Origin of the sequence: Leucobacter chromiireducens (assembly GCF_003917135.1) — a bacterium.
Taxonomy (GTDB): Bacteria; Actinomycetota; Actinomycetes; order Actinomycetales; family Microbacteriaceae; genus Leucobacter; species Leucobacter chromiireducens_A.
In genome coordinates this window covers 1-24,210 of record NZ_RPDI01000016.1, presented here as the reverse complement: position 1 = coordinate 24,210, position 24,210 = coordinate 1, and the positions used below count along the sequence as shown (strand labels likewise).

The 24,210-nt window shown below is 71.2% G+C and carries 18 protein-coding genes; 7 read left to right on the top strand and 11 right to left on the bottom strand.

What is annotated here, in order from left to right; genetic code table 11:
* The first annotated feature begins 141 nt into the window (after positions 1 to 141).
* From EGM46_RS09090 to EGM46_RS09075, 4 genes are all read left to right on the top strand, one after another.
* Positions 142 to 1,545 carry an APC family permease gene (locus EGM46_RS09090; RefSeq protein ID WP_125099842.1) on the top strand — a complete coding sequence of 468 codons (1,404 nt, stop codon included), beginning with the start codon at positions 142 to 144 and terminating at the stop codon, positions 1,543 to 1,545.
* On the top strand, positions 1,542 to 2,108 hold the full coding sequence (locus EGM46_RS09085) for a hypothetical protein (protein WP_125099841.1): 567 nt from the start codon (positions 1,542 to 1,544) through the stop codon (positions 2,106 to 2,108). The genes EGM46_RS09090 and EGM46_RS09085 overlap by 4 nt, the downstream gene beginning before the upstream one ends.
* Before the next feature lie 21 nt (positions 2,109 to 2,129).
* Positions 2,130 to 3,245 carry a Zn-dependent alcohol dehydrogenase gene (locus EGM46_RS09080; protein WP_125099840.1) on the top strand — a complete coding sequence of 372 codons (1,116 nt, stop codon included), beginning with the start codon at positions 2,130 to 2,132 and terminating at the stop codon, positions 3,243 to 3,245.
* A gap of 181 nt (positions 3,246 to 3,426) precedes the next feature.
* Entirely contained in the window at positions 3,427 to 4,155 is a 729-nt protein-coding gene (locus EGM46_RS09075; protein ID WP_125099839.1) for an SDR family NAD(P)-dependent oxidoreductase, read from the top strand.
* On the opposite strand, the gene EGM46_RS14710 is transcribed toward EGM46_RS09075, so the two are convergent.
* From EGM46_RS14710 to EGM46_RS09035, 8 genes are all read right to left on the bottom strand, one after another.
* Positions 4,145 to 5,284 carry a branched-chain amino acid ABC transporter permease gene (locus EGM46_RS14710; RefSeq protein WP_164512853.1) on the bottom strand — a complete coding sequence of 380 codons (1,140 nt, stop codon included), beginning with the start codon at positions 5,282 to 5,284 and terminating at the stop codon, positions 4,145 to 4,147. The genes EGM46_RS09075 and EGM46_RS14710 overlap by 11 nt on opposite strands.
* Positions 5,281 to 6,168, bottom strand: a complete 888-nt coding sequence (locus EGM46_RS09065; RefSeq protein WP_125099838.1) for a branched-chain amino acid ABC transporter permease — start codon at positions 6,166 to 6,168, stop codon at positions 5,281 to 5,283. Before EGM46_RS09065 ends, EGM46_RS14710 begins: the two co-directional genes overlap by 4 nt.
* Positions 6,165 to 6,875, bottom strand: a complete 711-nt coding sequence (locus EGM46_RS09060) for an ABC transporter ATP-binding protein (protein WP_125099837.1) — start codon at positions 6,873 to 6,875, stop codon at positions 6,165 to 6,167. Before EGM46_RS09060 ends, EGM46_RS09065 begins: the two co-directional genes overlap by 4 nt.
* Positions 6,875 to 7,684: an ABC transporter ATP-binding protein gene (locus tag EGM46_RS09055; RefSeq protein ID WP_125099836.1), complete on the bottom strand. Its 810-nt coding sequence runs from the start codon at positions 7,682 to 7,684 to the stop codon at positions 6,875 to 6,877. The genes EGM46_RS09060 and EGM46_RS09055 overlap by 1 nt, the downstream gene beginning before the upstream one ends.
* Positions 7,685 to 7,692: 8 nt before the next feature.
* Positions 7,693 to 9,021: an ABC transporter substrate-binding protein gene (locus EGM46_RS09050; protein ID WP_125099835.1), complete on the bottom strand. Its 1,329-nt coding sequence runs from the start codon at positions 9,019 to 9,021 to the stop codon at positions 7,693 to 7,695.
* Positions 9,022 to 9,125: 104 nt separating this feature from the next.
* The gene (locus EGM46_RS09045) at positions 9,126 to 10,877 is read right to left on the bottom strand and encodes an ABC transporter substrate-binding protein (RefSeq protein ID WP_164512852.1); all 1,752 of its coding nucleotides are present in this window, start codon (positions 10,875 to 10,877) and stop codon (positions 9,126 to 9,128) included.
* Between the two features lie 37 nt (positions 10,878 to 10,914).
* Complete coding sequence (locus tag EGM46_RS09040) at positions 10,915 to 11,646, bottom strand: SDR family NAD(P)-dependent oxidoreductase (protein ID WP_125099833.1); 732 nt, start codon at positions 11,644 to 11,646, stop codon at positions 10,915 to 10,917.
* Positions 11,643 to 12,479 carry an SDR family NAD(P)-dependent oxidoreductase gene (locus EGM46_RS09035; RefSeq protein WP_125099832.1) on the bottom strand — a complete coding sequence of 279 codons (837 nt, stop codon included), beginning with the start codon at positions 12,477 to 12,479 and terminating at the stop codon, positions 11,643 to 11,645. Before EGM46_RS09035 ends, EGM46_RS09040 begins: the two co-directional genes overlap by 4 nt.
* A gap of 198 nt (positions 12,480 to 12,677) precedes the next feature.
* On the opposite strand from EGM46_RS09035, the gene EGM46_RS09030 reads away from it, so the two are divergent.
* Together EGM46_RS09030 and EGM46_RS09025 are read left to right on the top strand one after the other, a co-directional pair.
* On the top strand, positions 12,678 to 14,741 hold the full coding sequence (locus EGM46_RS09030; protein ID WP_125099831.1) for a hydantoinase/oxoprolinase family protein: 2,064 nt from the start codon (positions 12,678 to 12,680) through the stop codon (positions 14,739 to 14,741).
* The gene (locus EGM46_RS09025; RefSeq protein WP_125099830.1) at positions 14,738 to 16,408 is read left to right on the top strand and encodes a hydantoinase B/oxoprolinase family protein; all 1,671 of its coding nucleotides are present in this window, start codon (positions 14,738 to 14,740) and stop codon (positions 16,406 to 16,408) included. Before EGM46_RS09030 ends, EGM46_RS09025 begins: the two co-directional genes overlap by 4 nt.
* Before the next feature lie 72 nt (positions 16,409 to 16,480).
* Here the strand turns inward: EGM46_RS09025 and EGM46_RS09020 are convergent, their stop codons facing one another.
* From EGM46_RS09020 to EGM46_RS09010, 3 genes are read right to left on the bottom strand one after another with little or no spacing between them, the layout of a single operon-like run.
* Positions 16,481 to 17,710 carry a pyridoxal phosphate-dependent aminotransferase gene (locus EGM46_RS09020; protein ID WP_125099829.1) on the bottom strand — a complete coding sequence of 410 codons (1,230 nt, stop codon included), beginning with the start codon at positions 17,708 to 17,710 and terminating at the stop codon, positions 16,481 to 16,483.
* A gap of 9 nt (positions 17,711 to 17,719) precedes the next feature.
* A complete protein-coding gene (locus EGM46_RS09015) occupies positions 17,720 to 18,865 on the bottom strand; it encodes a hypothetical protein (protein ID WP_125099828.1) in 1,146 nt (381 codons plus the stop codon).
* Positions 18,866 to 18,869: 4 nt separating this feature from the next.
* Positions 18,870 to 22,517, bottom strand: a complete 3,648-nt coding sequence (locus EGM46_RS09010; RefSeq protein ID WP_241156262.1) for a TM0106 family RecB-like putative nuclease — start codon at positions 22,515 to 22,517, stop codon at positions 18,870 to 18,872.
* Between the two features lie 309 nt (positions 22,518 to 22,826).
* Here EGM46_RS09010 and EGM46_RS09005 point away from each other — a divergent pair.
* On the top strand, positions 22,827 to 24,210 hold a 1,384-nt coding region (locus tag EGM46_RS09005), incomplete at its 3' end, for a DEAD/DEAH box helicase (protein WP_431194073.1).

Below are 24,210 nucleotides of genomic sequence, written 5' to 3'. Positions count from 1 at the left end.
TCACGCGCTTCCGCGCGGGCTCCCCCGACGGATCGTCGATCCCGATCAGATTCTTCGACCATCTGGTCAGTGCGCCGCTCGGCCGCAGCGCCCATGCTGGTGAGTGGCCCGTCCGCGGCCCGACACGCAAGGGAGCGATGTATGACAAAACTCAAGAGAAGCCTGGGATTCGGTGCCGCGTACGCCGCATCGACCGGGCTCGTGGTCTCCGGCACCGCAATGGTGTCGCTCGGCAACGGTTTCGGCACCGGCGGCCTCGCGTTCGCGATCCCCGCCTTCATCGGCCTCATCATCATCACGATGGTCGCGATCTCCTACGGCGAGCTCGCGTCCATGCTGCCGGGCGGCGGCATGGTGGGCGAGTACACGCTGCCGGCGCTCGGCCGGCTTCCGGCAATCCTCGCGGTGCTCGGCGGCTACCTCGTGCTCGTGTCCGCAGACGGCGGCACCCAGCTCATGGTCGCCGGCGACTCGTTCGAGAGCCTCACCGGCTTCCCCGCCGCGGCGTTCTCCTTCATCCTGCTCGCGATCCTGCTCGTCCTCAACATCTCGGGCGTCGACATCTTCGCTCGCGTGCAGATCCCCGTGGTCTTCGGGCTCATGGGCATCCTCGCCGTCATGGGGCTCGCCGGCGTCTTCGGCTTCACGAGCCAGACGCCCGTCGACAATCCGGTGCTCAACACCGACTGGGGCACGCTCGCCTCGATGGGCGCCGTCGCGATCTGGCTCTACATCGGCATGGAGTTCGTTGCCCCCCTCGCTGAGGAGGTCAAGAAGCCGTGGAAGACGATTCCCGCCGCGATGATCATCGGCGTCACCACGATCTTCGTGGTCGACGTGCTCTTCGGCTGGGGTGCGACGCGATTCGCTGACCTCGCCGAGATGGCCAGCTCCTCGATCCCCCACGTCGTCGGCGCGACCGCGATCTTCGGCGCGACCGGCGGCGTCATCATGACCGTCGTGACGATCCTCGCGTCGTTCTCGACGGGCAACTCGTACCTCGCCGCGATCCCGCGCATGCTCTACGGCCTCGCGAACGAGGGCCTGCTGCCGAAGTGGCTCGCGAAGGTGAGCCGCCGCACCCGGGTGCCGTGGGCGGGCATGCTCGTCACCGCGGCGTGCATGGCCTCCGTGCTGCTCTACTCGACCTTCGCGCAGGGCGGCATCGAGCTGATCCTGAACCTCATCAGCATCGCGTGCACCACCTGGCTGTTCAGCTACATCATCGCCCAGGTCGACGTGATCGTGCTGCGCCGTCGCTACCCGAACGCGCGCCGGCCGTTCAAGACCCCGTTCTACCCGCTGCCGCAGATCCTCGGCATCGCGTCGTGCGTCTACCTCATCGTGTTCATCGTCCCCGACATGAGCCAGCGCATCGTCATCTGGTCGAGCGCCGCCATCATCCTCGGCGCGATCGCCCTGTTCGCGGTGATCTGGCTGAAGCGCAACCGGCTTCCGCTGTTCACCCCGACGGATCTGACGCACACCCAGAACAACATCGTGGTGCGCTCGGAGAGCCTCGACGACGAGGAGGTGGCCCGGTGAGCCCGACGAAGGCGCGCACGCACCCGCTCGCGGGCAGCGGGCCCATCGTCGACCGAGCGAGGGCAGCGCTCCGCCGCACCGCCGCGGAGTTCGGCGAGATCGTGCGCAGCGAGCAGACGAGCGTGACTGTGCGCACCGACGACGGGATCGAGGTGACGCTGAGCTACGACGGCGGCAACTTCATCTTCTCCCGCGTCTACAATCTCACGCTCACCACCACCCTGCCAGCCGACTCCGACGTACCGACGGGGCTGGCGCTCTCCCACCGGGAGCGGAGCGGCCCGCGCCTCGTCCGCACGGCCGATCGCGGTGGTGCGCCCGACCCGCGCCTCGCAGCGCTGCACGAGGCCGTCGGCGCGCAGCTCGGCGCCGTCGACCTCATCTCGGCGGCCGTCGCAGGCCCGCGCAGCGCACGGCGCCTGACCCTCACCCCGATGGGGGGCTCGTACGTCTGGGTGCTCATCCCGCCGGTGTTCAAGGCCACCGCGTTCCCGGCTGGTGAGCCCGAGCGCCTGCTCGACATCGTTCGGGCGCTCCGCACCTGGTCCCCCATCTCCGCCTAGCTCCCCGAAAGGACTCACGCAATGATCACCATGAACGCGGCCGTGTTTGTCGGCCCGAACCAGCCACTCGAACTCCGCGAGCTCACCATTTCGAGCGAGCCGGGACCGCAGGAGGTCCTCGTGAAACTCGCCGCGTCCGGGGTGTGCCACAGCGACCTCCACGCGCTGGACGGCGACTGGGACACCCCGGCGCCGCTCGTGCTCGGCCACGAGGGTGCCGGTGTCGTGCAGGCCGTCGGCTCCGAGGTCACGGAGTTGTCGGTCGGCGATCACGTCATTCTGTCCTGGACGCCCTCCTGCCAGAAGTGCGAGTTCTGCGTGTCCGGCCGGCCGGTGCTCTGCCAGCTCGCCAACGAGACCGCGTACCAGCACGTGTTCTTCGACGGGCGACCGCGCCTCCACGACGGCGAGCAGGAGGTGAAGAGCTTCCTCGCGGTCGGCTCATTCGGTGAGTACGCGATGGTGCCGGCCTCCGCAGCGATCCGGATCAGGAAGGACGCCCCGCTCGCGCAGGCCGCACTCGTTGGCTGCGCCGTCACGACCGGGATCGGGGCGGTGACGAACACCGCTGGCGTTGAGCCAGGCAGCACCGTGCTCGTCGTGGGCTGCGGCGGCGTCGGCCTCAACGTGGTGCAGGGCGCGCGGCTCGCCGGCGCGAAGCAGATCATTGTCGCCGACGTCAGTGCCGACAAGCTGGAGCTCGGGCGCACGTTCGGCGCAACCCACACGATCAACAGCCGGGAGGTTGACCTGCTCGACACGGTGCGGGAGCTCACGGGCGGCCGCGGCGTCGACTACGCGTTCGAAGCGATCGGGCTCCCCTTCACGATCGAGGCCTGCTACGAGGCGATCCGGCGCGGGGGCACCGCGGTCGTGGTCGGCCAGGTCGCCGACGGCGTGAAGGTCTCCATCGACCCCTTCGTCATGAGCGACCAGGAGAAGCGCCTGATCGGCTCGAACTACGGTTCCAGCAGGCAGTCCATCGATTTCCCGAAGATCATCGATCTCTATATGGCTGGCCTGATCGACCTCGACTCGATGGTCACCGACCGGATCCAGCTCGGCGAGGTGAACGAGGCGTTCGCCGAGATGCGCAAGGGGCGCGGTATCCGCTCCGTCATCGAGTACGGCGCGTAGCGTCGCAGCGCCCACGGCCCCCGGGCATCGCCACGCGCGACGCTCGGGGGCCGAGTGCTGCCTCCGGCACTCGGTCAAATCACGGAGGCGCCGCGCCGTCGAGTCTGGTGTGATCGCAGTGCACGCAGTTTCGCCGTGCACACAGTGCACACAGCGCACGCAACACACCCCAGGGGGCAGCATGGATCTCACCGCAACACTTCCGCGCCGAGTCATCGTCACCGGCGCGATGTCCGGCATCGGCCGCGCCGTCGCCGAGGGCGTCCTCGCGAGCGGCGGGCGCGTGCTCAGCCTCGACCGCGGCGACGCGCAGTGGGCCGCAGCCGGCCTCACCGCCCGCACCGTTGACGTCACCGATCCCGCCGCCGTCGACGCCGCGCTCCGCGGCGCGGCTGCCGCGCTCGGCGGCGCCCCGGACGCCCTGGTCCACTGCGCGGGCATCTACCGCTGGGCGCCGCTCGCGGAGACCACGGTCGACGAGTGGGATCGGGTGCTGCGGATCAACGCGACCGGCGCGTTCATCGTCGCGCGCGCCGCGGCCGCCGCGATTCCGGCCGGGGCCATGGTGCTGCTCTCCTCCGTCGCGTACGCACGCGGCGACGAGCTCGAGCCGGGCGCCGCCTACTCGGCGAGCAAGGGCGCCGTGGTGAGCCTCACCCAGCAGCTCGCCGCAGAGCTCGGTCCGGCGGGGATCCGGGTGAACGCGGTGGCCCCCGGGATGATCGATACCCCCATGCTGACGCTCGGCGACGATCCGGCGGCGGTGACCGCGCTGACGGATCGCCTCCCTGCGCGACGGCTCGGCACCGCCGCCGACGTTGCAGCTGCGTGCCTGTTCCTGGCGAGCGGCTCGGCCGCGTACATCACCGGAACGACGCTGCACGTCGACGGCGGCTACCTCATCTCGTAGCGCCGGCCGCGCCCGCGGCACCCGCGGCACCCGCGGCGTCGGGCGCGTCCTCGTCGTCCTCGTCGTCCTCCGCCATCCAGGCCTCGAGCTTCGCCCACTGCGCGCTGAAGAACGGCAGGAGCCCGCGCGGCATCGTGAGGATCACGACGAGCAGCACGACGCCGAGCGCCGCGAGCCGGATCTCCGGGAGATCCTGCAGCTGCATCTGCACAAACGAGAGCAGGAGCGTGCCGATGATCGGGCCGGTCACCGTGCCGAGCCCGCCGACGACGAGCATCGTGACGATGAGCGTCATCGGGCTGAGCCCCATGAGGGTCGGCGACGCGACAGCGAACACGTGCGCGTAGAGCGCCCCGGCGACCCCGGCGAGGAATCCGGAGATCGCGAAGACGAGCATCTGGTACGTCTGCTGCCCCACGCCGCGCGCCGACGCGAGCGCCGGGTTGTCGCGCATCGCGATCATTCCGTTGCCGAGCGGCGAGCGCACCAGCACGAACACGATGAGGGTCGTCACGACCGCGGCGGCGAAGCCGATCCAGTAGTTGAGGCTCAGCGCCCCCGGTCCGGTGAACCCGAAGCCGGGAAAGCCGGAGAGCCCGTAGCTGCCGCCCGTCACGCCCGACTGATCGGCGACGATGAGGAGGCGAACCACCTCGGCGAATCCGAAGGTCAGGAGTGACACGTAGATGCCGCGCAACCGCAGGATCGGGATCGACAGGAGCAGCGCGATCCCGCCGGAGACCACCCCGGCGATCGGGATCGAGAGCCACACCGGAACGGGCAGATAGATCGTCACGAGCGCCGCAGAGTACGCGCCGAGCGCGTAGAACGCGAGCTGCCCGAAGTTCCAGACACCGCCGTAGCCGAGCACGAGATTCCAGCTCTGGGCGAGCGTGAGCGTGATCATCGCGAGGGTTGCGACGCTCAGCCAGCTCCGGTCGGGGGCGATGACCGGGAACACCGCGCCGATCAGCAGCGCGATCACGATGAGCAGCGGCCGCGGTCGCGGCCACCCCATCGCCTTCGCGTCCCACCGCGCGAGCACGGGCGAGCCGCTGTGGGCCGTTGCGACCCCGACGACCGCCGCGCCGGAGCGCAGCGGACCGGTACGTGTGGTGTGGTGCGTCATAGCCTTGCCTCCTGCGGCTTCCCCGCGATCCCGAACGGTCGCACGATCAGCACGACGACGATGAGCGCGTAGAGGACGGGCATCGCGTACGTCGAGCTCCAGAAGATGGAGACCGCCGCGAGCACGAAGCCAATGATGTATGCCGCGATGATCGTGCCGCGCGTGCTCCCGAGCCCGGCGAAGATCGCGACGATGAGCGCCTGCAGCATGGGGAGCTCCCCCATCGTCGGCGACACGAAGTACACGGGCGCGAGCAGCACCCCGGCGAGGCCAGCGAGACCGGCCGCGAGGCCCATCGCGAGGACGTACGCCCGGCGCGCAGGAATCCCCATCAGCCGTGCGGCGTCGAGGTTCTGCGCAACAGCAACGATCGCGAGACCGTACCGCGATCTGCTGAGGAACCAGCCGAGCGCGAGCAGCGTGACGATCGCGATCCCCGCGGTGAGCACCTGCTGCCAGGTGATCGAAACGCCGTCGGTGAGCTCGATGCGCCCGGGCACGAGTGCCGGGAAGTCCTTCTGGCGCGGCCCGTAGATGAGCTGCACCACGCTCTGCACGATCGACGCGATCGCGAAGGTGGAGATGAACGCCGTCATCTCGAAGTCGACGCCCGCCCGGCCGATGAGCCGGCTGATGCCCACCCCGTACGCGAGCATGCCGAGCGCAAACGTGACGAGCACGGCGAAGAGCATGCCGAGCCACGGTGAGGCGCCGGTGCCGGTGACGAGCGTCCACGCGGCGACGCCGCCCACCATCACCATCACGCCCTGCGCCATGTTGAGCACGCGGAGTGTGCCGTACACGAGGCTCATGCCGATCGTGATGAGGGCCAGCATCGACCCCTGCACGATCGCGCTGACGAGGGTCTGCAGGATGAGGTTCATTCGGTCACCCCCAGGTAGGTTTCGCGGATGCTGCGCTCGTCGAGCACCTCATCGCCTGATCCGGATCGCACGATGACCCCGTTCTCCACGAGGTGGATCTCGGTGGCGAGGCTGCGCGCGCGTGTGAGGTTCTCCTCCACGAGCAGCACCGTCATCCCCGACTCGACGACGCGGCGGATCTGGTGGTAGACCTCGTCGACGATCACGGGTGCGAGGCCGAGGCTCGGCTCGTCGATCATGATCATCTTCGCCTTGCCCATGAGCCCGCGGCCGATCGCGAGCATGCGCCGCTCGCCGCCGGAGAGGGTGCGTGCGCGCTGCGCGCGCCGCTCGAGCAGTCGCGGGAAGATGTCGTACACCTCGTCCATGCGGGCCGCCGCGCCCTTCGCCGCCGCGCGGGTGAAGGCGCCGAGCGTGAGGTTCTCCTCAACGGTCATGTCCGGGAACACGAGGTCGCCCTGCGGCATCTGGATGAGCCCGCGCTCCACGATCTTCTCGGCCTGCTCGCGGGTAATGTCCGCGCCGTCGAAGCGCACCGTGCCCGAGCGCACGCGCACGAGCCCGCTGATCGCGCGGAGCAGCGTGGTCTTGCCGTGGCCGTTCGGGCCGACAAGCGCCGCGCAGCTCCCCGCCTCGACCCGCAGCGTGATCCCCTGGACCACGGCGGATGAGCCGTACCCGGCCACCACGTCTGTGACGTCCAACATCAGCGTTCCTCCTTTCGCGCGACGCGGATCGCCGCGGTACTCGCGGCCTCCTCGGCCGAGGAGCCGAGATAGACGCGCACCACCTCTGGGTCGCTCATCACCTCGCCGGGTTCGCCCTGCCGCAGCGTGCGCCCCTGGTCCATGATGAGCACGCGATCGGCGAGCGCCATGAGCGCCCGCATCACGTGCTCGATGAGCACGATCGTGATCCCCGACTCGTTGATGCGCTCGAGGAGCACGAGCAGCGCCTCGATCTCCTCGTCGGTGAGCCCGCCGAACGGCTCGTCGAGGAAGAGCATGCTGGGCGAGCTGGCGAGCGCAGAGGCGATCATGAGCCGCTTCTTGTCGTACACCGGAAGCGGGCCGGAGAGCTCATCGGCGCGCTCGGCGAGACCAACGAACTCGAGTGCCGCCTGCGCGCGATCCCAGACCTCGGGGTCGCGGCGGAGGCTCTTCCACCACGGGGTGCCTGCGCCGAAGTGCGCGCCGACGACCGCGTTGCCCATCACCGTCTCGCTGTCGAACACGGAGGGCTTCTGGAAGGTGCGCGTGATGCCGCGGTGGCAGATCTCGTGGATCGAGGAGCGGTGAATCGGCTCGCCCTCGAAGCGCACCTCGCCGCTCGTTGCGCGCACCATCCCGGTGACGAGGTCGAAGAGCGTGGTCTTTCCCGCACCGTTCGGCCCGGCGATGCCGAAGATCTCGCCGCGGCGCACCTCGAAGCTCACGCCGTCCACCGCGGTCAGCCCGCCGTAGCGTTTCGTCGCTGCGCGCACCTCGAGCTGGATCTCGGCTGCGTTCGCGCTCATCGTCTCGCTCACAGCCACTTCGGCAGTTGGAAGTCACCCTTGCCGTAGGGGGCCGGGGAGAACAGCACCTGTTCTCCGTCCTGGATCTGGTAGGTCAGGTGCGGCATGCCGAGGCTCGGGTCGTCGGTCGCGTCGGGGTACGGGATCGCGGTGTGGTCGTTCGGGTCGAAGCGGTACGTGCCGACCACCCCGCGGAACGTGAGCGCCGAGACCGCAGCGGACACCGCCTCCGAGTCGTACGGGTCGCCGGCGCGCGAGGCAGCCTGCGCCCACAGCCGCACGATGTCGTACTGCGCGCCCGACTGGCTGAGCCCGGCCTCGGTGCCGTAGGTCTTCAGGTAGCGCTCGCGGAACGCGAGTCCGATGTCGTCCGGGAGCGTGCCGATCGTCGTCGACCAGATCACGCCGTTCGCCGCGTCGCCCGCGAGGTCGAGGTACTCGGGCACGCTCGGGCCGTACTGCTGGTAGAGCAGCGACGGCGTTGGCGAGGTGGCGAACTGCTTCGCGAAGCTCGCGAGGTCGCCGGCGAGGTAGTCGGTCACGAAGATGAGCCCTGGCGGGTTGTTGCGGATCTTCGAGAGCTGCGGACCCCAGTCGGCGTAGGGCACCGACACCTCCTCGGTGAGCGTGATCTCCCAGCCGAGTTCGCGCAGCCCCTGCTGCACCACCGACGCGATCGACAGCGAGTAGGAGTCGTTGCTCGAGATGATGGCGGCGGTCTTCGAGGAGGGCACCCAGGTGCCGTCATCGATCCAGCCCTGCATCAGCTGCAGGAACCCGCTCGCGTACCACGGCTCGGTTGGGCAGCACTGGAAGATGTTCGTGATGCCGTGCTCGACGACGTAGTCGGTGTTGGCCTGCAGCGTGTTCGTGTGGAACAGGGGAACCCCGGCCTGCGCGTACGTGTTGAACTCCACCGACGTCGCGGTCGTGTACCCGCCGGAGGCGGCGGCGACTCCCTCGCGCGACACCAGTCGCTCGGCCACCTGGATGAAGTTCTCCGGGGCCTGATCCGCGATGTCTCCGACCACGAGCTCGACCTGGCGCCCGAGCACCCCGCCAGCCGCGTTGATGTCCTCGACGGCAAGCTCGGCGCCGCGCACCATCTCCTGCCCGTCACCCGAGTAGGGGCCGGTCACGGGGGCGACGATCCCGAACTTGATCGTCTCACCGCCACCGGCCGCCGCGCTGCCGCCCGCGCGACGCGGCGAGAGGAAGTATCCCCCAGCCCCGCCGCCGAGGAGGCCGACGGCGCCCGCGATGCCGATCCCTCGCACGAGGTCGCGACGCGTGACCCGCTTGCGCGGGGTCGGCGGGCTCGCTTGCGTGTCACTCATAACCACTCCTTTGTGATGGGCCGCCGGCTCAGCAGGATCTGCGTGTGGTCGCCGGGGTGTCTCAGCACCTCACGGTAGGCGAGGCGCTGCACCAGGAGCATGCGTCATTTGACGGATTCTGGCCCCGGAGTGCTCCACGTCGGCAGCTCGAACGCGGCGATGTCGCCAAACGGCTGCGGATCGAGCAGCACGTGCGTGCCGCCGAGGATCTGGTACACCTGGTGCGCCTGGCTGAGCGCCGCGTCTGGCGTGGTGTCGGGGTACAGCTTCGGCGCCTGCCCCGTCTCCCCGAAGTAGTAGACCCCGTTGACCCCGCGATACGGCCACCGCCTGAGGTAGCGCACCACGTCGGTGGTGTTGCGCGCGTCGACCGAGGACCACGCCGCGGCGAGCATGCGCACCTGATCGTAGACGGCGCCCGCGATCGACCAGCCTGGGTCGTGGCGGAACTTCGCGCGGTACTGCGCACGGAACCTCCCGCCGAGCTCGTCGTCGTAGGTGCCCGTGGTGGTCGACCAGATCACGCCGTTCGCCCGTTCGCCGAGCTCGTGGACGAAGCTCGGGTTCGACGGCGAGTAGATCCCGTAGACGAGCGCGCGGAGCCCGCTCCGCAGGAACGCCTCGTGGAAGGCGATGAGCTCGCTGTCGATGTAGTTGGCGATGAGGATCACGTCGGGATCGTGCGCAGCGATCCCGCGCATCACGGCGTCCCAGTCGGTCTCGCCGACGGGCGAGTACACCGCATCGGTGACCCGCCAGCCCGCGGCCTCCGCCTGCTCCCGAAACGCCGGCGACGCGACGTTCATGCTCTCCGAGGGCATCTCGATCGGCACGACCGTGCGGCTGGCCGGGCGCCAGCGCTCCGCGCGCTCCAACTTGTCGAGCAGCCGGAGCATGCCGGCGCCGTAGTACGTCTCCGAGGCGCAGGTCTGGAAGATCATGCCGTACTTCCACGGCGCCTGCTCGGCGCGCTTCACGTCGGCCTCGAAGGTGGCCGTGTGCAGGAACGGCTTCCCGTACGCCGCGATCTCCTCCATGAACCCGGGGTGCTCGGCGCTCACGTAGCTCGAGATGATCGCGTCGACGTCGGCGTCGAAGAGCCGGTGCAGCGCCGCGCGCACGTCGCCCCAGTCGAAGGTGCTCACCACCTCGGTGATCGGCTCGATCTGGCGACCGCCGATCCCGCCTTGCTGGTTGATCTCCTCGACCGCGAGCAGCGCCCCGTTGAGCGTCTGCTCACTGTCCGACGGCGAGTGATTCGGCACCACGATGCCGAGGCGGATCGGGATCCGGGTGAGCACGTGCTCGCGGATCGGGAGGTAGCCGCGGTCGAGCCGGTGCTGCACGGCGCGCTCCAGTTCCGCGACCCCGATCCCGGTGCCGCCGCCATCCGGTACCCCGCCAGGCAGCGGCAGCCTGAGCAGTCCAAGGTCGACGGCGAGCGCGGCAAGCCCGCCGCGCGTGCTCTGCCCGAGCTTCTCGAGCAGGCGTTCGAGCTGACTCGACACGGTGCGCGCCGAGGTGCCCAGCCGCTCCGCAACCCCGATGTTCGTGAGCCCGAGCGCGAGCAGCGTCAGCACGTCGAGCTCGCGCACCGTGATCCCGCGCGGCATCTCCACCTGCTCGATGCGCACGTTCACGCGGTCGGGCGCGGGCTGCGGCGAGCCGAGCGTGCTCTCGCGCGCGAGCTGCACGTCGAGCCAGTGCTCCTCCGATCGCCACAGAAAGCGCAGCGCGGGGCGACCGATCAGGAGGAACGCCTTTGCGTACCCCCAGATCTCGTGCGGCACCTGCACCGGCAGGATCGCCTCCGGCGTGTCCGCCGTGATGGTGCGCTCGACTGCCCACTCTGACATGCTGACCCCCGGTCCTCGTGCCCTCACCAACGCACCATCAGGTGGCGAGGAACCCGCCATCTGCTGCGAGCGCGACGCCCGTAATGTATGAGGAGGACCTGCTGATCAGATAGTAGCAAGCCGCCGCGATCTCCTCGGGCGTGCCGGCGCGGCCGAGCGGGAGGCGCTGCGTCACGCTCGCTGGCGGCTGGCCGTCGCCGGCGACGTGCCCGACGCGCAGGAGGTTCACGCGCACGCCGTACGGGCCCCACTCCACCGCGAGCTGCCTGGTCATTCCCGCGAGTCCGGCCGCCGCGGCGCCGGGCGAGACGCGCGGCAGCCCCGCGATCCCCCGGCTGGCCGAGGCGTCACCGAGAAACAGCACGGCACCGTCGTCCACCGGCGCGCCGCCGCGGAGCCGCAGCATCTCGCGCACCCCGGCCTGCGCGAAGAGGAACGCGGCGCCCAGCTGGCGCTGCACCTCACGCCAGCCGGCGACGGACTCGGTGACCGCGGCGACGGCGTGGTCGATCTGCGTGGCGTAGACGAGGGCGTCGGGCGCGCGCCGCCACTGCGAGCTGAGCTGCGACAGCACCGACTCCACCCCGTCGGGATCCCCCGGTGGGAGCACGTGGCACTGCGCGCCGAGCGCGGCGAGCTCCGGCTCCGCCGCGTGGCCGAGGTACGCGACGCGCCAGCCGCGCTCCACCGCGAGCGCAACGAGCGCCGTCACGACGGCGTCGGCCGCCCCGGCGATGACGAGGCCCGGCGAGTCCTGGCACTCGGTCATGCGAACGTCACCCCGCCGCTCACGGAGAGCTTCTGCCCGGAGACATACCCGCTCTCCTCGCTCGCCAGCCAGGCCACCGCTGCCGCGACGTCGTCCGGGGTGCCGTGCCGGCCAACGGGCACCTCTGCGCGCAGCTCGGCGTAGCGCTCGGCGGCGGTGATTCCGCGCGCTGCCGCCTGAAACTCCACCTCCTCGGCGTGCATCGGGGTGAGGATGTAGCCGGGCGCGACCGTGTTGCACGCGATGCCGTCCAGGCCCAGCTCGAGCGTGAGCACGCGCGTGAGCGTGTGGATCGCGCCCTTGCTCACGCAGTACGGCGCTCCCCCGATCACCGGCTCATCGCCGAAGAGCGAGCCGAGCGTGATCACCCTGCCGGCTGGCGCCGCACGCAGGAGCGGGATGCACTCCTGGACGAGCGCGACGACCGCGACGACGTTGATCTCCAGCGTGCGGCGCAGCCCGGCGAGGCTGAGCCGCTCCACCTCCGCGGACTCCCCGCCCGTCGCCGCGTTGTTGACGAGCACGTCAAGCCGCCCGAACCGGGCTGCGATCTGGGCGAGCAGCTCGGATCGCGCGGCGGCATCCGTCGTATCGCCCACGACGGCGACCACCCGCCCGGCTGCGAGCTCGGCCGCGAACTCCGACGTGAGCGCCGGCGAGAGGTCGCACACCCCGAGGTCGAAGCCGTCGGCGAGGAGGCGCCGCGCGGTCGCGAGCCCGATCCCCGAGGCCGCCCCGGTCACGAGCGCGACGGGCGCGGTGTGGTGCCCGTGCGGTGCTGGTGTCCCGGCCGCCTGCCGTTCCAGGTGCGGTGCGGAATCGGTGTCGGGCATCGCGGCTCCTTCGCTCGTGCGTGTCCCCTCACTCTCTCGGGCATCCGCTCGGCGCTCATCCGTCAAATGACGGATCACCCCGCGCCGCACGGCGACTCCCCATCCGTCGAATGACGCATGCCCGGCCCGCGCGGGAGTTCGCACAATGGTGGCACCCGGGTGATCCCGCCCGGCCACCGCATTCAGTGAGGAATCCCGATGAACACGCTCCAGTGGACGCTCAGCATCGACGCGGGCGGCACGTTTACCGACGCGATCGCGCGCCGCGCAGACGGCGAGGTGCGCGAGGCAAAGGTTGCCTCCACCCCCGATGACCCGTCGCGCGGGCTCCAGAACGCCGCGACCGCGCTCGCCGCGCTCGGCGTGCCGCTCGACCGCACCGCGCTCGTCTGCCACGGCACCACCGTCGCGACGAACGCCACCCTGACGGGCGCGCTCGGCCGCGCCGCGCTCGTCACCACCGCGGGATTCCGAGACGTGCTCGGCTACCGCCAGCAGAACCGCCCGGAGGTGTACAGCCTGACCCCGGAGCGCCCAGCCGAACTGGTGCCGCGGGAGCTCCGCTTCGAGGTGACCGAACGCCTCGATTCCGCCGGCGAGGTCCTCACCCCTGTCGACGAGTCGGAGCTCGCCGCACTGATCGAGCGGATCCGTGCGGCCGAGCCCGAGGCGATCGCGGTCTCGTTCCTGTTCAGCTACCTGAACGACGCGCACGAGCGACGCGTCGGCGAGGCGCTGCGCGCCGCGTTCCCCGACCGGCCGGTGACCCTCTCCTCCGAGGTCGCGCGCGAGTTCCGCGAGTACCCGCGAACCGCGACCACCGCGATCAACGCGGCACTGCGCCCCCTCGTCGAGGACTATCTGAACCGGGCGAGCGCGGCGCTCGCGGCCGCCGGCGTGAGCTCCCCGCTGCTCGTCATGCAGTCCAACGGCGGCAGCGTCCCTGCGGCGCGCGCCGGCCAGGACGCCCACCGCCTCGTGCTCTCCGGGCCGGCTGGCGGCGTTGCCGGGCTCGCCGCCCTCGCCGAGTCGCTCGCGGAGCCGAACCTCATCAGCCTCGACATGGGCGGCACCTCCACCGACGTCTGCCTGCTCCGCGACGCGACCATCCCGTTCACCACCGTGCAGGAGATCCAGGACCACACGCTCCTCGCCCCCACCGTGGACATCCACACGATCGGCGCGGGCGGCGGCAGCATCGCCTGGCTCGATCAGACCGGCAGCCTCAAGGTGGGTCCGCTCTCCGCGAAGGCGGTGCCCGGGCCGGCGTGCTACGGCCGCGGCGGCGTCGAGCCCACGATCAGCGACGCGCACGTGGTGCTCGGCACGCTCGGTGCCGGTGAGCTCGCCGGCGGCCTCGTCATCGACCGCGAGCTGGCGGTGCAGGCCGTGCGTCGCATCGCCGAGCCCCTCGGCATGACCCCTGAGGAGGGCGCTGAGGCGATCCTCGCGATCGGCCTCGCGCACATGATCCGCGCGGTGCGCAAGGTGAGCGTGGAGCGCGGGCTCGACTCGCGCGAGTTCAGCCTCGTCCCCTTCGGCGGCGCCGGCCCGCTCCACGCCGGCATGCTCCTCCACCACATGGCGCTCAAGAACGTTATCATCCCGCTGCGGCCCGGCCTGTTCTCCGCCGATGGGCTGCTCGTCGCCGGGTTGAAGATCGACCGCTCGCAGACGGTGCTCCGCGACGCGGACGCCGACGCCGAGGCCGAGCTGAGCGCCTGGTTCGCCGCGACCGCAGCGGAGTCCGCCGCGCAGCTCGCACGCGATGGGATCGCCGCCGACGCGGTACGCACCGAGGCGTCGGTCGATTGCCGCTACCGCGGGCAGGGCTTCGAGCTCAACATCCCGATCCCCGACTGGAGCGCAGCGACCCTCGCGGAGCTGCCGAGCCGCTTCCACGCGGCGCACGCGGAACGCTACGGCCACGCCAACTCGGCCGAGCCGGTGGAGATCGTTACGGTGCGGCTCACCTCGACCGGCGAGGTGAGCCGGGACCGGCAACGCGCGGTGCCCATCGCGGCGCAGCCGCTCGACGAGGCCGCCGTGCTCGGCGTGCGCGACGTCCTCCTCCCCGGCTTCGGCTCGGTCTCCACCCCCATCCTCGATCGCGCGCGGCTCACCCCGGGCACCGAGTTCACCGGCCCCGCCATCGTGCAGCAGATGGACGCCACCTCGGTGATCCTGCCCGGCCAGCACTGCGCGGTCACCAGCACGCTCGACATCGTTGTCACGGAACCAGGAAAGCAGGAGTCACGATGACCCCCACCAGCACCACCCCTGAGACGATCGCGCTCGACGCGGTCACGTTCGAGGTTGCCGCTGCCGCGCTGCAGTCCGCGGCCGAGGAGATGGGCAGCGTTCTGAAGCGCTCCAGCTACAGCCCCATCATCCGCGACATGGACGACTTCTCCTGCGCGATCTTCTCCGCGAGCGGCGAGCTCGTCGCCCAGGCCGACTACATCCCAGCGCAGCTCGGCGCGATGTCGCTCGTCGTGAAGTCGATCCTCGCCCGCTGGGACGGGCGGATCCAGGAGCACGACGCGTACATCTGCAACCACCCCTACCAGGGCGCCATGCACCTGCCCGACGTCAACATCGTGATCCCCGTCTTCCACGACGGCGCGCTCATTGCCTGGGCGGGCACCGCGGCGCACCACATCGACGTCGGGGGCGTGAACCCCGGCAGCGAGGGCCCGGAGCTCACCGAGCTGTTCGGCGAGGGCGTCGTGTTCCCGCCCGTTCGCCTGTCCATCGCGGGCGTGGAGAACGAGGACCTCGTCGCGGTGATGTCCGAGAACTTCCGCGACCCGCTCTCGACGCTCAGCGATCTCCGCGCGCAGCGCGCCTCATGCAGACTCGGCGAGGAGCGGGTGCACGAGCTCATCGCACTGTACGGACGCGACGTGCTCCTCACCGTGATGGAGCGCATGCTCGACACCGTCGAGACCGCGGTCACCCGACTGCTCGAGCAGCTCCCCGATGGGGTCGGCGAAGCCGAGGGCTCGCTCGACGACGACGGCCGCGGCGGCGACCCGACCCGCATCCACGCGCGCATCGAGAAGCGTGGCGGCCGGCTCCACATCGATCTCTCCGGCTGCGACCCGCAGACGGCCGGGGCGATGAATATCCCGTGGGCGAGCGCGCGCGCTGGCCTCGTCTACGCGGTGCGGTGCGTGATCGCGCCGGGGCTCAGCTCGAACGATGGTCTGCTGCGCACGCTCGACATCACCGCGCCGCAGGGCAGCGTCGTGAATCCGCTGCCGCCCGCCGCAGTGTCGATCAGGCACAACTCGTGTCAGCGCCTGGCCGACACCCTGATTCGCGCGATGCAGGCGATCTGGCCGGATCGCGCCGTCGCGTCGAGCACGGTCTCCTTCTTCAGCTTCAACGTCGGATCGACGCACCCGCGCACCGGCCGCGCCTCGGTGATGGCCGACGTGGTGGGCGGCGGGACGGGCGCCACACCGACGGGCGACGGCATCGACGGCGTGGACACCTATATGTCGAACGTCGGGGTGATGCCGACCGAGGTCGTCGAGACGAACTACCGCATCCGCGTGCGGCGCACCGAGTTTCGACCGGGATCGCAGGGACGCGGCGAGTACAACGGCGGCCTGGGGCTCGTGCGCGAGTACGAGATCCTCGACCACCCGCAGCACGCCACCTTCTACGCGGAGCAGACTGACGCCCGGTTCGCGCCGGCTGGCGCCGCCGGAGGCGAGGCGGCCGCCCCGACGCGCATCACCGTCTTCGACCCCGACGGCGCGGTCGTCGATCACCCGATGAAGACGTCCAGGGTGCTGCCCGCAGGCGCGGTCGTCCGCGTGGAGACCGCTGGCGGCGGTGGCTACGGCGATCCGGCGGCTCGGAGCGGCGAGCTGCGCGCGTGGGACGCGCGCGCGGGGCGGCTCGAGCCGGGCGAGTAGCCGGGCCGGGGCGCGCAGTCCGGCCTGGGCGCGCAGTGCGCGTCGGTGGGTGCGTCCGCACCCGCCGACGCGCTACGCCTGGAAGCGGAGGATCCGATCGAGCGCCTCGGCGACCGCGCTCTCCCCCGCCGCGTATGAGAGGCGGACGGCGCGGTGCCCGGCGACCGGGTCGAAGTCGGTGCCTGGCACCACAGCGACGTCGCCGCGTTCGAGGAGCGCGCGGGCGTATGCTGACGAGTCCGCGAAGCGCTCGAGCTGCGGCCCGAGCTCGGAGTAGTAGTAGAACGCGCCGTCCGACGGCGCGGCTGCGCCCCAGTTCAGCGCGGGGGCCGCGTCGAGGATGAGGGCGCGCGCACGCGCGAAGCCGGCGACGATCGCGTCGCGCTCCGCGTAGCTCTCCGCGGTGAACGCGGTGAGCGCGAGCTCCTGCGCTGGCGCGGGTGGCGACAGCGCGAAGTTGGAGGCGAGCGCCTCGACGGGACCGATGAGCGTCTGCGGCAGCACCGCCCAGCCCAGCCGCCAGCCGGTCATCCCCCAGTACTTCGAGAACGAGTTGATCACCACCGACTCCGGGTCGAGCTCGCGCAGCGTCACACCGCGCGGATCGGGATCGCCCGCCTCGGGGAACGTGATGCCGTGGTAGATCTCGTCGCTGATGATGCGCACGCTGTTCGCAACGCACCAGTCGACGAGGCCGGTGAGCGCGCTGCGTCCGAGCATCGTACCGGTCGGGTTGGCCGGCGAGGCGAGCACGAGCCCGGCGAGCGCGCCGTGCTCCGCGGCTGCGGCCGCGAGCAGTTCGGGGGTGGGCTGGTAGCGCGTGTCCGGCCCGGTGGGGATCTCGATCACCTGGACGCCGAGGGCGGTGAGGATGTTGCGGTAGGCGGGGTACCCGGGGCTCGCGAGCGCGACGCGGTCGCCCGGATCGAACGCCGCGAGGAATACCAGTTGGAAGGCCCCGGACGAGCCGGTGGTCACGGCGACCGAGCCGGGATCGACGTCAACGCTGTACCAGGACCGGTAGTGGCCGGCGATCGCCTCGCGGAGCGGTGTGGTGCCGAGCGGACCCGTGTAGCCGGCCGGCTTGAGCGTGCCGGGCGCGGGGCGCGCGCTGGGCTCGCCGGCGCAGAGCGAGACGATGTCGTGTCCGGCCGCGCGGCGGCGCGCGACCTCGTCGGTGATCTGCATGACCTCGAAGGCGGGGATGTGCGAGCGCGCCGAGGCTGCGAGCTGCGGGCCGACGGGCGACGCGGGGAGCCGTCGCGGCGGCGGGGTCTTGAAGGGGCCACCTGGTGTCATCATGCCTCCACGTTATCCTGCATCGACCGCGCGTTCGGGGAGCTGCTGGCTGTGCGGCACGGCGGCGTCGAGGTGGCGGAGGAAGATGACGAGCCAGGCGAAGATGATGCCAGCGGCGACGAGCTCGAACGCCGCCAGGTTGTAGTAGCCGATGGGCCAGAAGAGCAGCGCCGAGAACGCGATGCCGATGAGCGTCACGTCGGAGAACAGCAGGAAGGTGCGGGAGAAACCGTCGAGGATCCAGCGCAGGCCGATGAGGAGGGCGCCGAAGACCACCGCCATGCCCGTCGCGAACGTGTTGTGCGCGATCAGGCTGACGTTCACGGGAACGAGCCCGACGCCGGCGAGCCCGATGCCCACCCCGACGAAAGCGAGCTGCACGAGACGCACATTCCGGGTGCGGCTCGGCGGCGCTGCGCTCGCCCACACGCTCAGCGAACTTGCGATGAGCGAGCCGAGCGAGGCCATGAGCATGCCGCCGACGATGAGCGTGGCGTTGAATACGGTGCTGCTCAGGCTGTCCCCGACCCCGAGCTCGCTGAAGTGCAGGCGCCACCATTCGGCGTCGCTCGTGCTGAGCATCGCGACGAGCACGCCGCCGGTCATGAACACCGCGAACAGTGTGGAGAGTCGCGAGGTGGTGAGCTCGCCCCCCGAGAGCGTGCCGGCGTACGCTGCTGCCGCGCCGAGCAGCACGGTGATCATGACGCTCGTGAACGCGTCGACCTCGAGCCCGGTGAAGCCGCGCATGAGGACCGCGATGGTGAGCCCCACCGCGAGGACCGCGATACCGGCGTGCACGAGGGCAATGGCGAGCGCGTTGACGATGGCCTGCGCGCGGACCGCGCCGCGCGGCCAACCGGGCACCGGCGGGATCGGCGCGCGGAGGGACTCGGCCACGGCGCCGCCTGCGGCGGCGCACGCGGCGAGGATCAGTCCGATGCTGCCCGGCGACACCGCGCCCCAGATCGGCACGGGGCCGTGAAACGCGATGAGGCTCGTGACCAGCCCGAGCAGCCCGGCGATCAGCGCGGCGACGAACGCGCGACCCTCGCGGCGTGTCTGCGCCGAGTCCCGAATACTCTCCTGTCCGGGGTACAGGACCTCGAACAGGGTGTCGAGGGCGCGCCGTGCGCGCTTCGTGGTGACGGAGTTCATGGGCTCAGTGTATGGCCGCCTCGGCGCGCTCGGTGAGGCGGAGATATCCCGAGAGCGCAGCGAGCCCCTCGGCAGTGCCGGGGAGGCCATCGCCGAGCCGATCCGAGGACACCAGGTGCGCGGCCCACTGCGCGCGACTGAGCGCGACGTTCAGCCGGTTGCGCATGAGCAGGAATTCCAGGCCCCGCGGCACGTCCTCGGGGCTCGACGCGGCGAGCGTGACGATCGCGAGCGCCGCTTCCATGCCCTGGAATCGGTCGACGGTGCCGACGCGCACCCCGGCGATCCCTGCAGCAGCGAGCGCGTCGGACACGCACTCGACCTGCGCGTTGTAGGCGGCCACCACGATGATGTCGCTCGTGCTGAGCTGGCGCGGCTGGGCGGCGCCCTCGGTGAGCGTGCCAGCGCACGCGGCACGCACGAGCGCGACCACGGTGTCGGCCTCCTCCGGGGAGAAGGTCGCGTTGCCGCGGTGGGCAACCGGGTGCCACACGAGGCCGGCCGGCCCCGCGCCGTCTACGCTCCGCGCGCTCGCACTCGGGTGCGCGTGGAGTCGCCCCTCGTACGACAGTTCGGAGATCACCTCCGTGAGCTCCGGGCGCATGCGCCGGGTCTCCGCGAGGAAGTAGCCCTGTGCGGCCGGGATGGTGTCGTGGTCGCCGATGAGCCAGGCGAGCGCGGAGGTGTCGACGGGTTCGGGGTGCGTGCCCTGTGAGACCTGCGGCAACTGCTGCGGGTCGCCGAGTAGGAGAAGCCGCTGCGCGGCCACGGATGCCGCGATCGTCGGCGCGAGCGAGAACTGCCCGGCCTCGTCGATGACGAGCAGGTCGAGCCCGCGGCGCGGGAAGCGCGCGCCGTTGCTGAAGTCCCACGCGGTGCCGCCGACCACGCAGCCGCGCCCCAGCTCCGCGTTGTCTCGGAGGAAGGCGCCGTGCCCGTTTCTCCCGAGCACGGTGTACGGCGGTTCCGCGGCGTCGGGCGCGAGCGCGCCGCCCTGCGGCACTTTGCCGACCGCCCCGGGGTGAAGTCCTGCCGCAACCACACCCTCGAGGACGTTCTCGACGACACGGTGCGACTGGGCCACCACGCCGATGCGCCAACCGTCGCGCTCGACGAGCGTCCGAATGACGCGCGCGGCCAGGTAGGTCTTCCCCGTGCCGGGCGGCCCCTGCACGGCGAGCGCCGACCGGTCGAGCCGGCGCAGGCTCGCGATCACCGCGCCGATGGTGCGCGCGCTCTCCTCGCCGCCCCCTGCGGTGAGCGCCTCGTCGGAGGCCGGCTGGATCAGCGGCACGCCGCCCGTGAGCCGCGGCCGGTCCCGGCGCAAAAGCCCAACGACGGGGTCCGCGAGCTCATACCCTGCCGCGAGCGCGTCGGCGTATTCCTGCCCCCACTCCTCGATGGCCACCCGCTGCTGTCCCTCGTTGGGTGGCGGCCCCGGGGTCACCGCGATGGGCAGCGTGGCGTACTCCGCAGCGTCGCGCGGCAGCGTCTCCGCGACGAGGAGGCCCCGCTCGTCGCGGTCCAGGACGCGAGCGAGCCGCGCGGTGCGCTCGCCAGGGCCGGTGCGCGGATCCCGGAACGGCGCTGGCGCGGCGTACACCAGGAACACCTCGCCGCCGGACTTTGCCGAGCTGCCCGGCGCGAGCTCCCCGGCGAGGCGCAGGGTGCGCCGCTGCACGCGGCCACGTGGCGGGGTATGCCATGATTCCTCGACGCGGCTGAGCGCGGGGTCGACGACCAGCACGTCCCGGGTGTCCGCCCACTCCTCGATCGGCTCGACGAGCCGTGCGAAGTGCTCCCACCAGAACGACTTGCGCTCGCGCGCGTGGTAATCGATCGCGCTGCCAGCGAGGGCCGCGGCCACCCGGTCGCGCGGGTCGGGGGCGTGGCTGGCGTGCCGGGTGAGCGCCTGCGCGAGCCCGCTCACGTCGAACTGGTGCTCCGCGTCGGCTTCGGCCCGGGGCGCCGGCGAGACCCCGTGCTGCCGCGCGATGCCGAGGAGCCAGTCACGCAGGCGCAGCGTCGAGACGCAGTCGTAGCGGTTGTAGTCGGCGATGGCGTCGAGCCGAGCCGCGCCGGCGGCCCGCGCCGCAGGATCAGCGCTCGCGAGCTGCGCGGTCGCGTCGGCGTACTCCGTGACCGATTGGGCCGCGGTGGTGACGCCAGCCTCGTCGCGGAGCTCGTCGCCCATGTGGAGCGGTTCGAGCTTCTTGATCGAGTACGAGCGGGCCCCGACGAGAAGCGCGCGGCGCACAATCGGGAAGAGGTCGATGAGCACGTCGTCGCGCAGCAGCGCATCGACCTCGGTCTCGCCGACGCCGTGGCGCGCGGCGATGCTGAGGAGGTGCGTCCGCTCGTACGCCGCGTAGTGGTAGATCCGCATGCCGGGGTACGCGGCGCGGCGCTCGGCAACGAGTGCAAGGAACCGCTCGAGCGCCGCGCGTTCCGCGGCGAGATCGTGCGCCCAGAGCCCGGTGAAGCGCTCGCCAACGTCAACGAAACCGAAGAGGTAGTCGATGCCCCAGCGCGCGGATCCGGCGTCCCCCGGCTCCCGGTAGAGCGGGTCACCCTCGAAGTCGAAGAACAGATCGCCGGGGTTTGGCTCGGGGATCGCGGCGAGCGCCTCCGGCGCGACGACGCGCACGGGCGGCGGCCCGCCGCTCACGGCGCCCACCTGCGCTTCGGCCTGAGCGGCGAGCTTCGTGAGCGTGGCCTGACGCACGCCAGCCACAACGGTTTCGCCGGCCACCACGCGCGGCAGCTCCGCAGCGACGAGCTCGATCGTGGTGAGCCCGGCGGCGCGGAGCGCGTCACGTTGGGTGCCCCGGATGCCCGCGATGAGCAGCGGATCCCGCGTGCGCTCGATCTCCGGTGCGCACACCTCGCACCGCCCGCACGCGGTGACCCCGTCCGTACCCCACGCGATGGGCCGCGCACTCGCGCGCGTGCCGTCCGGTCCGACGGCGCTCGCACGATCGAGGATGAGCCGGTGCAGGCGCGCGCGGCGCGCGCGAAACACGGGAGCGATGTCGGCGATGCGGTGGCGTGAGCGTGCGCCGTCGCCCAGGATGAGCGTGGCCTCCGTCTCGACGGGAACCCCGATGCGCGCGAGCTGCTCGGCATATGCCGCGAGCTGCATGAGCGCGCTCACCCGCGCCCGGCGCGCAAGTTTCGTGTCCTCGACCTCGTACGCGCCGTCCACCGTCCGCCGCAGGAAGTCGGCGAAGCCGACGAAGCCGATCTCCATCTCGCCAGCGGCGGCCCTGCGCTGCGCTGGATCGAAGAACGTCGCCTGAAACACCACATCGGCCGCCCCGGCCAGCGCGGAGGCGGTGAGCGCCGCGACCGCGCCGAGGTCCGCCTCGCCGACGCTCTCCGGGCGCGGAATCTCCACGACACCACCCGCGCGACCGATGGATCCCGCGCCGAGCTCACGCCGGTACGCGTCGAGCGTTCGCTCCTCGTGCGCATCGCCGAGCCGCGCGGCGCGAGCCAGCATCGGATCATCGTCAGGGGGCACCACGACGTCCCGGCCGAACTTCGCGTCCGCGCGCCGGAGAAAGGCAAACTCGCACGCGCTGGCCGCTGTCAGATCGCTCGCGCTCGTGACGACGCGCTCGCCACCGTCCGTTCGCTGCTGCAGAAACACGGCGCCCCTCTCGTGTGTTGGTTCGATTCTGGTGGATGGGTTCGATCGTGGTGTGTGGCTCGGCCGGGCAGTCTCGGCCGTCGTGATGACGCTACCGCGCACCGCAGACATTCCAGAGAATTTCCCGGTCCACCGAGGTTTCACTGCGACACGCGCTAGACTGTGTCACTCAGGGCGTGTTCTTCCCGCCCAGCGTCGCTGACGTTCAGCCGCTCGCACCAGTTTCGCGGGCCGCAGGAGCATTCGCGGCGAACGACTGCGCGATCCCGCGCACTCGCCGATTCCCGCAGCCCGCGTCCGCCCCTCGGCATGGCATCCGTCCGCAGCGCGCTGCATCACTGCAGAAAGGTCCCAGTGACCGAGAACACCACTCCATCGTTCGCCTCGCTCGGCGTGCCGGCTCCCATCGCCGACGCGCTCGCGAAGAACGGAAAGTCCGCGCCGTTCCCGATTCAGCGCGACACCCTCCCCGACACCCTGGCCGGCCGCGACGTGCTCGGCCGCGGCCGCACCGGCTCGGGCAAGACGATCGCCTTCGGCATCCCCCTCGTCGCGAACCTCGCCGAGGATGTCGTCGCGAAGCGGCGCCCCAGCCGCCCGCGCGCCATCGTGCTCGCCCCGACCCGCGAGCTCGTCACCCAGATCGCCGAGACCATCAAGATGCTGGCGGATCCCGTCGGTGTGAAGGTCACCACCATCTTTGGCGGGATCCCGCAGCGCCGCCAGGAGGTCGCGCTCGAGGGCGGCGTCGACATCGTGGTTGCCGCGCCCGGCCGCCTGGACGACCTCATGAAGCAGGGGCTCGTCTCGCTCGACGGAGTCGAGATCACCGTGCTCGACGAGGCGGACCACATGGCCGACATGGGCTTCCTCCCCGTCGTGACGCGGATCCTGAACAAGACCCCGCGCGTTGGGCAGCGCCTCCTCTTCAGCGCCACGCTCGACAACGGCGTTGACGCGCTCGTGAAGAAGTACCTCCACAACCCGATCCTGCACTCCGTCGACTCCGCCGAGTCTCCGGTGCCGCAGCTCACGCACCACGTGTTCGAGGTGGCTGGCAAGGACGACAAGGACGCGCTCATCGAAGCGCTCGCCTCCGGCACCGCGCGCCGCATCTTCTTCACCCGCATGAAGCACCAGGCCAAGCGCCTCGCGAAGCAGCTCACCGCGCGCGGGATCCCCGCCGTCGAGCTGCAGGGCAACCTGTCGCAGAACGCGCGCGACCGCAACCTCGCCGAGTTCGTGAGCGGCGAGGCGAAAGTGCTCGTCGCAACCGACGTCGCCGCGCGCGGCGTCCACGTCGACGGCGTTGAGCTCGTGGTGCACATCGATCCCCCGGTCGAGCACAAGGCGTACCTGCACCGCTCCGGGCGCACCGCGCGCGCGGGCAACGAGGGCGACGTTGTGACGCTCGTGCTGCCTGAGCAGCGCGGCGAGATGCGCCAGATCATGCGCGCGGCGAAGATCCGCGTCACCCCGCGCCCGGTCAACCCGAACGCGGCGAGCATCGATCCCGAGGTGCTGTCGCTGATCGGCGAGGTTGCGCCGCGCGTCGACCCGCGTGAGACCGAGCGCCGCCGTGCCGAGGCGCAGGCCGCGCAGCAGCGCGCGGCCGGCCACAACCCCGCAGGCCAGGGCTCGTCCACCGGTGCCAACGCGAAGCGGAAGCGCTCGCGCGGCGGCCGTGGGCGCG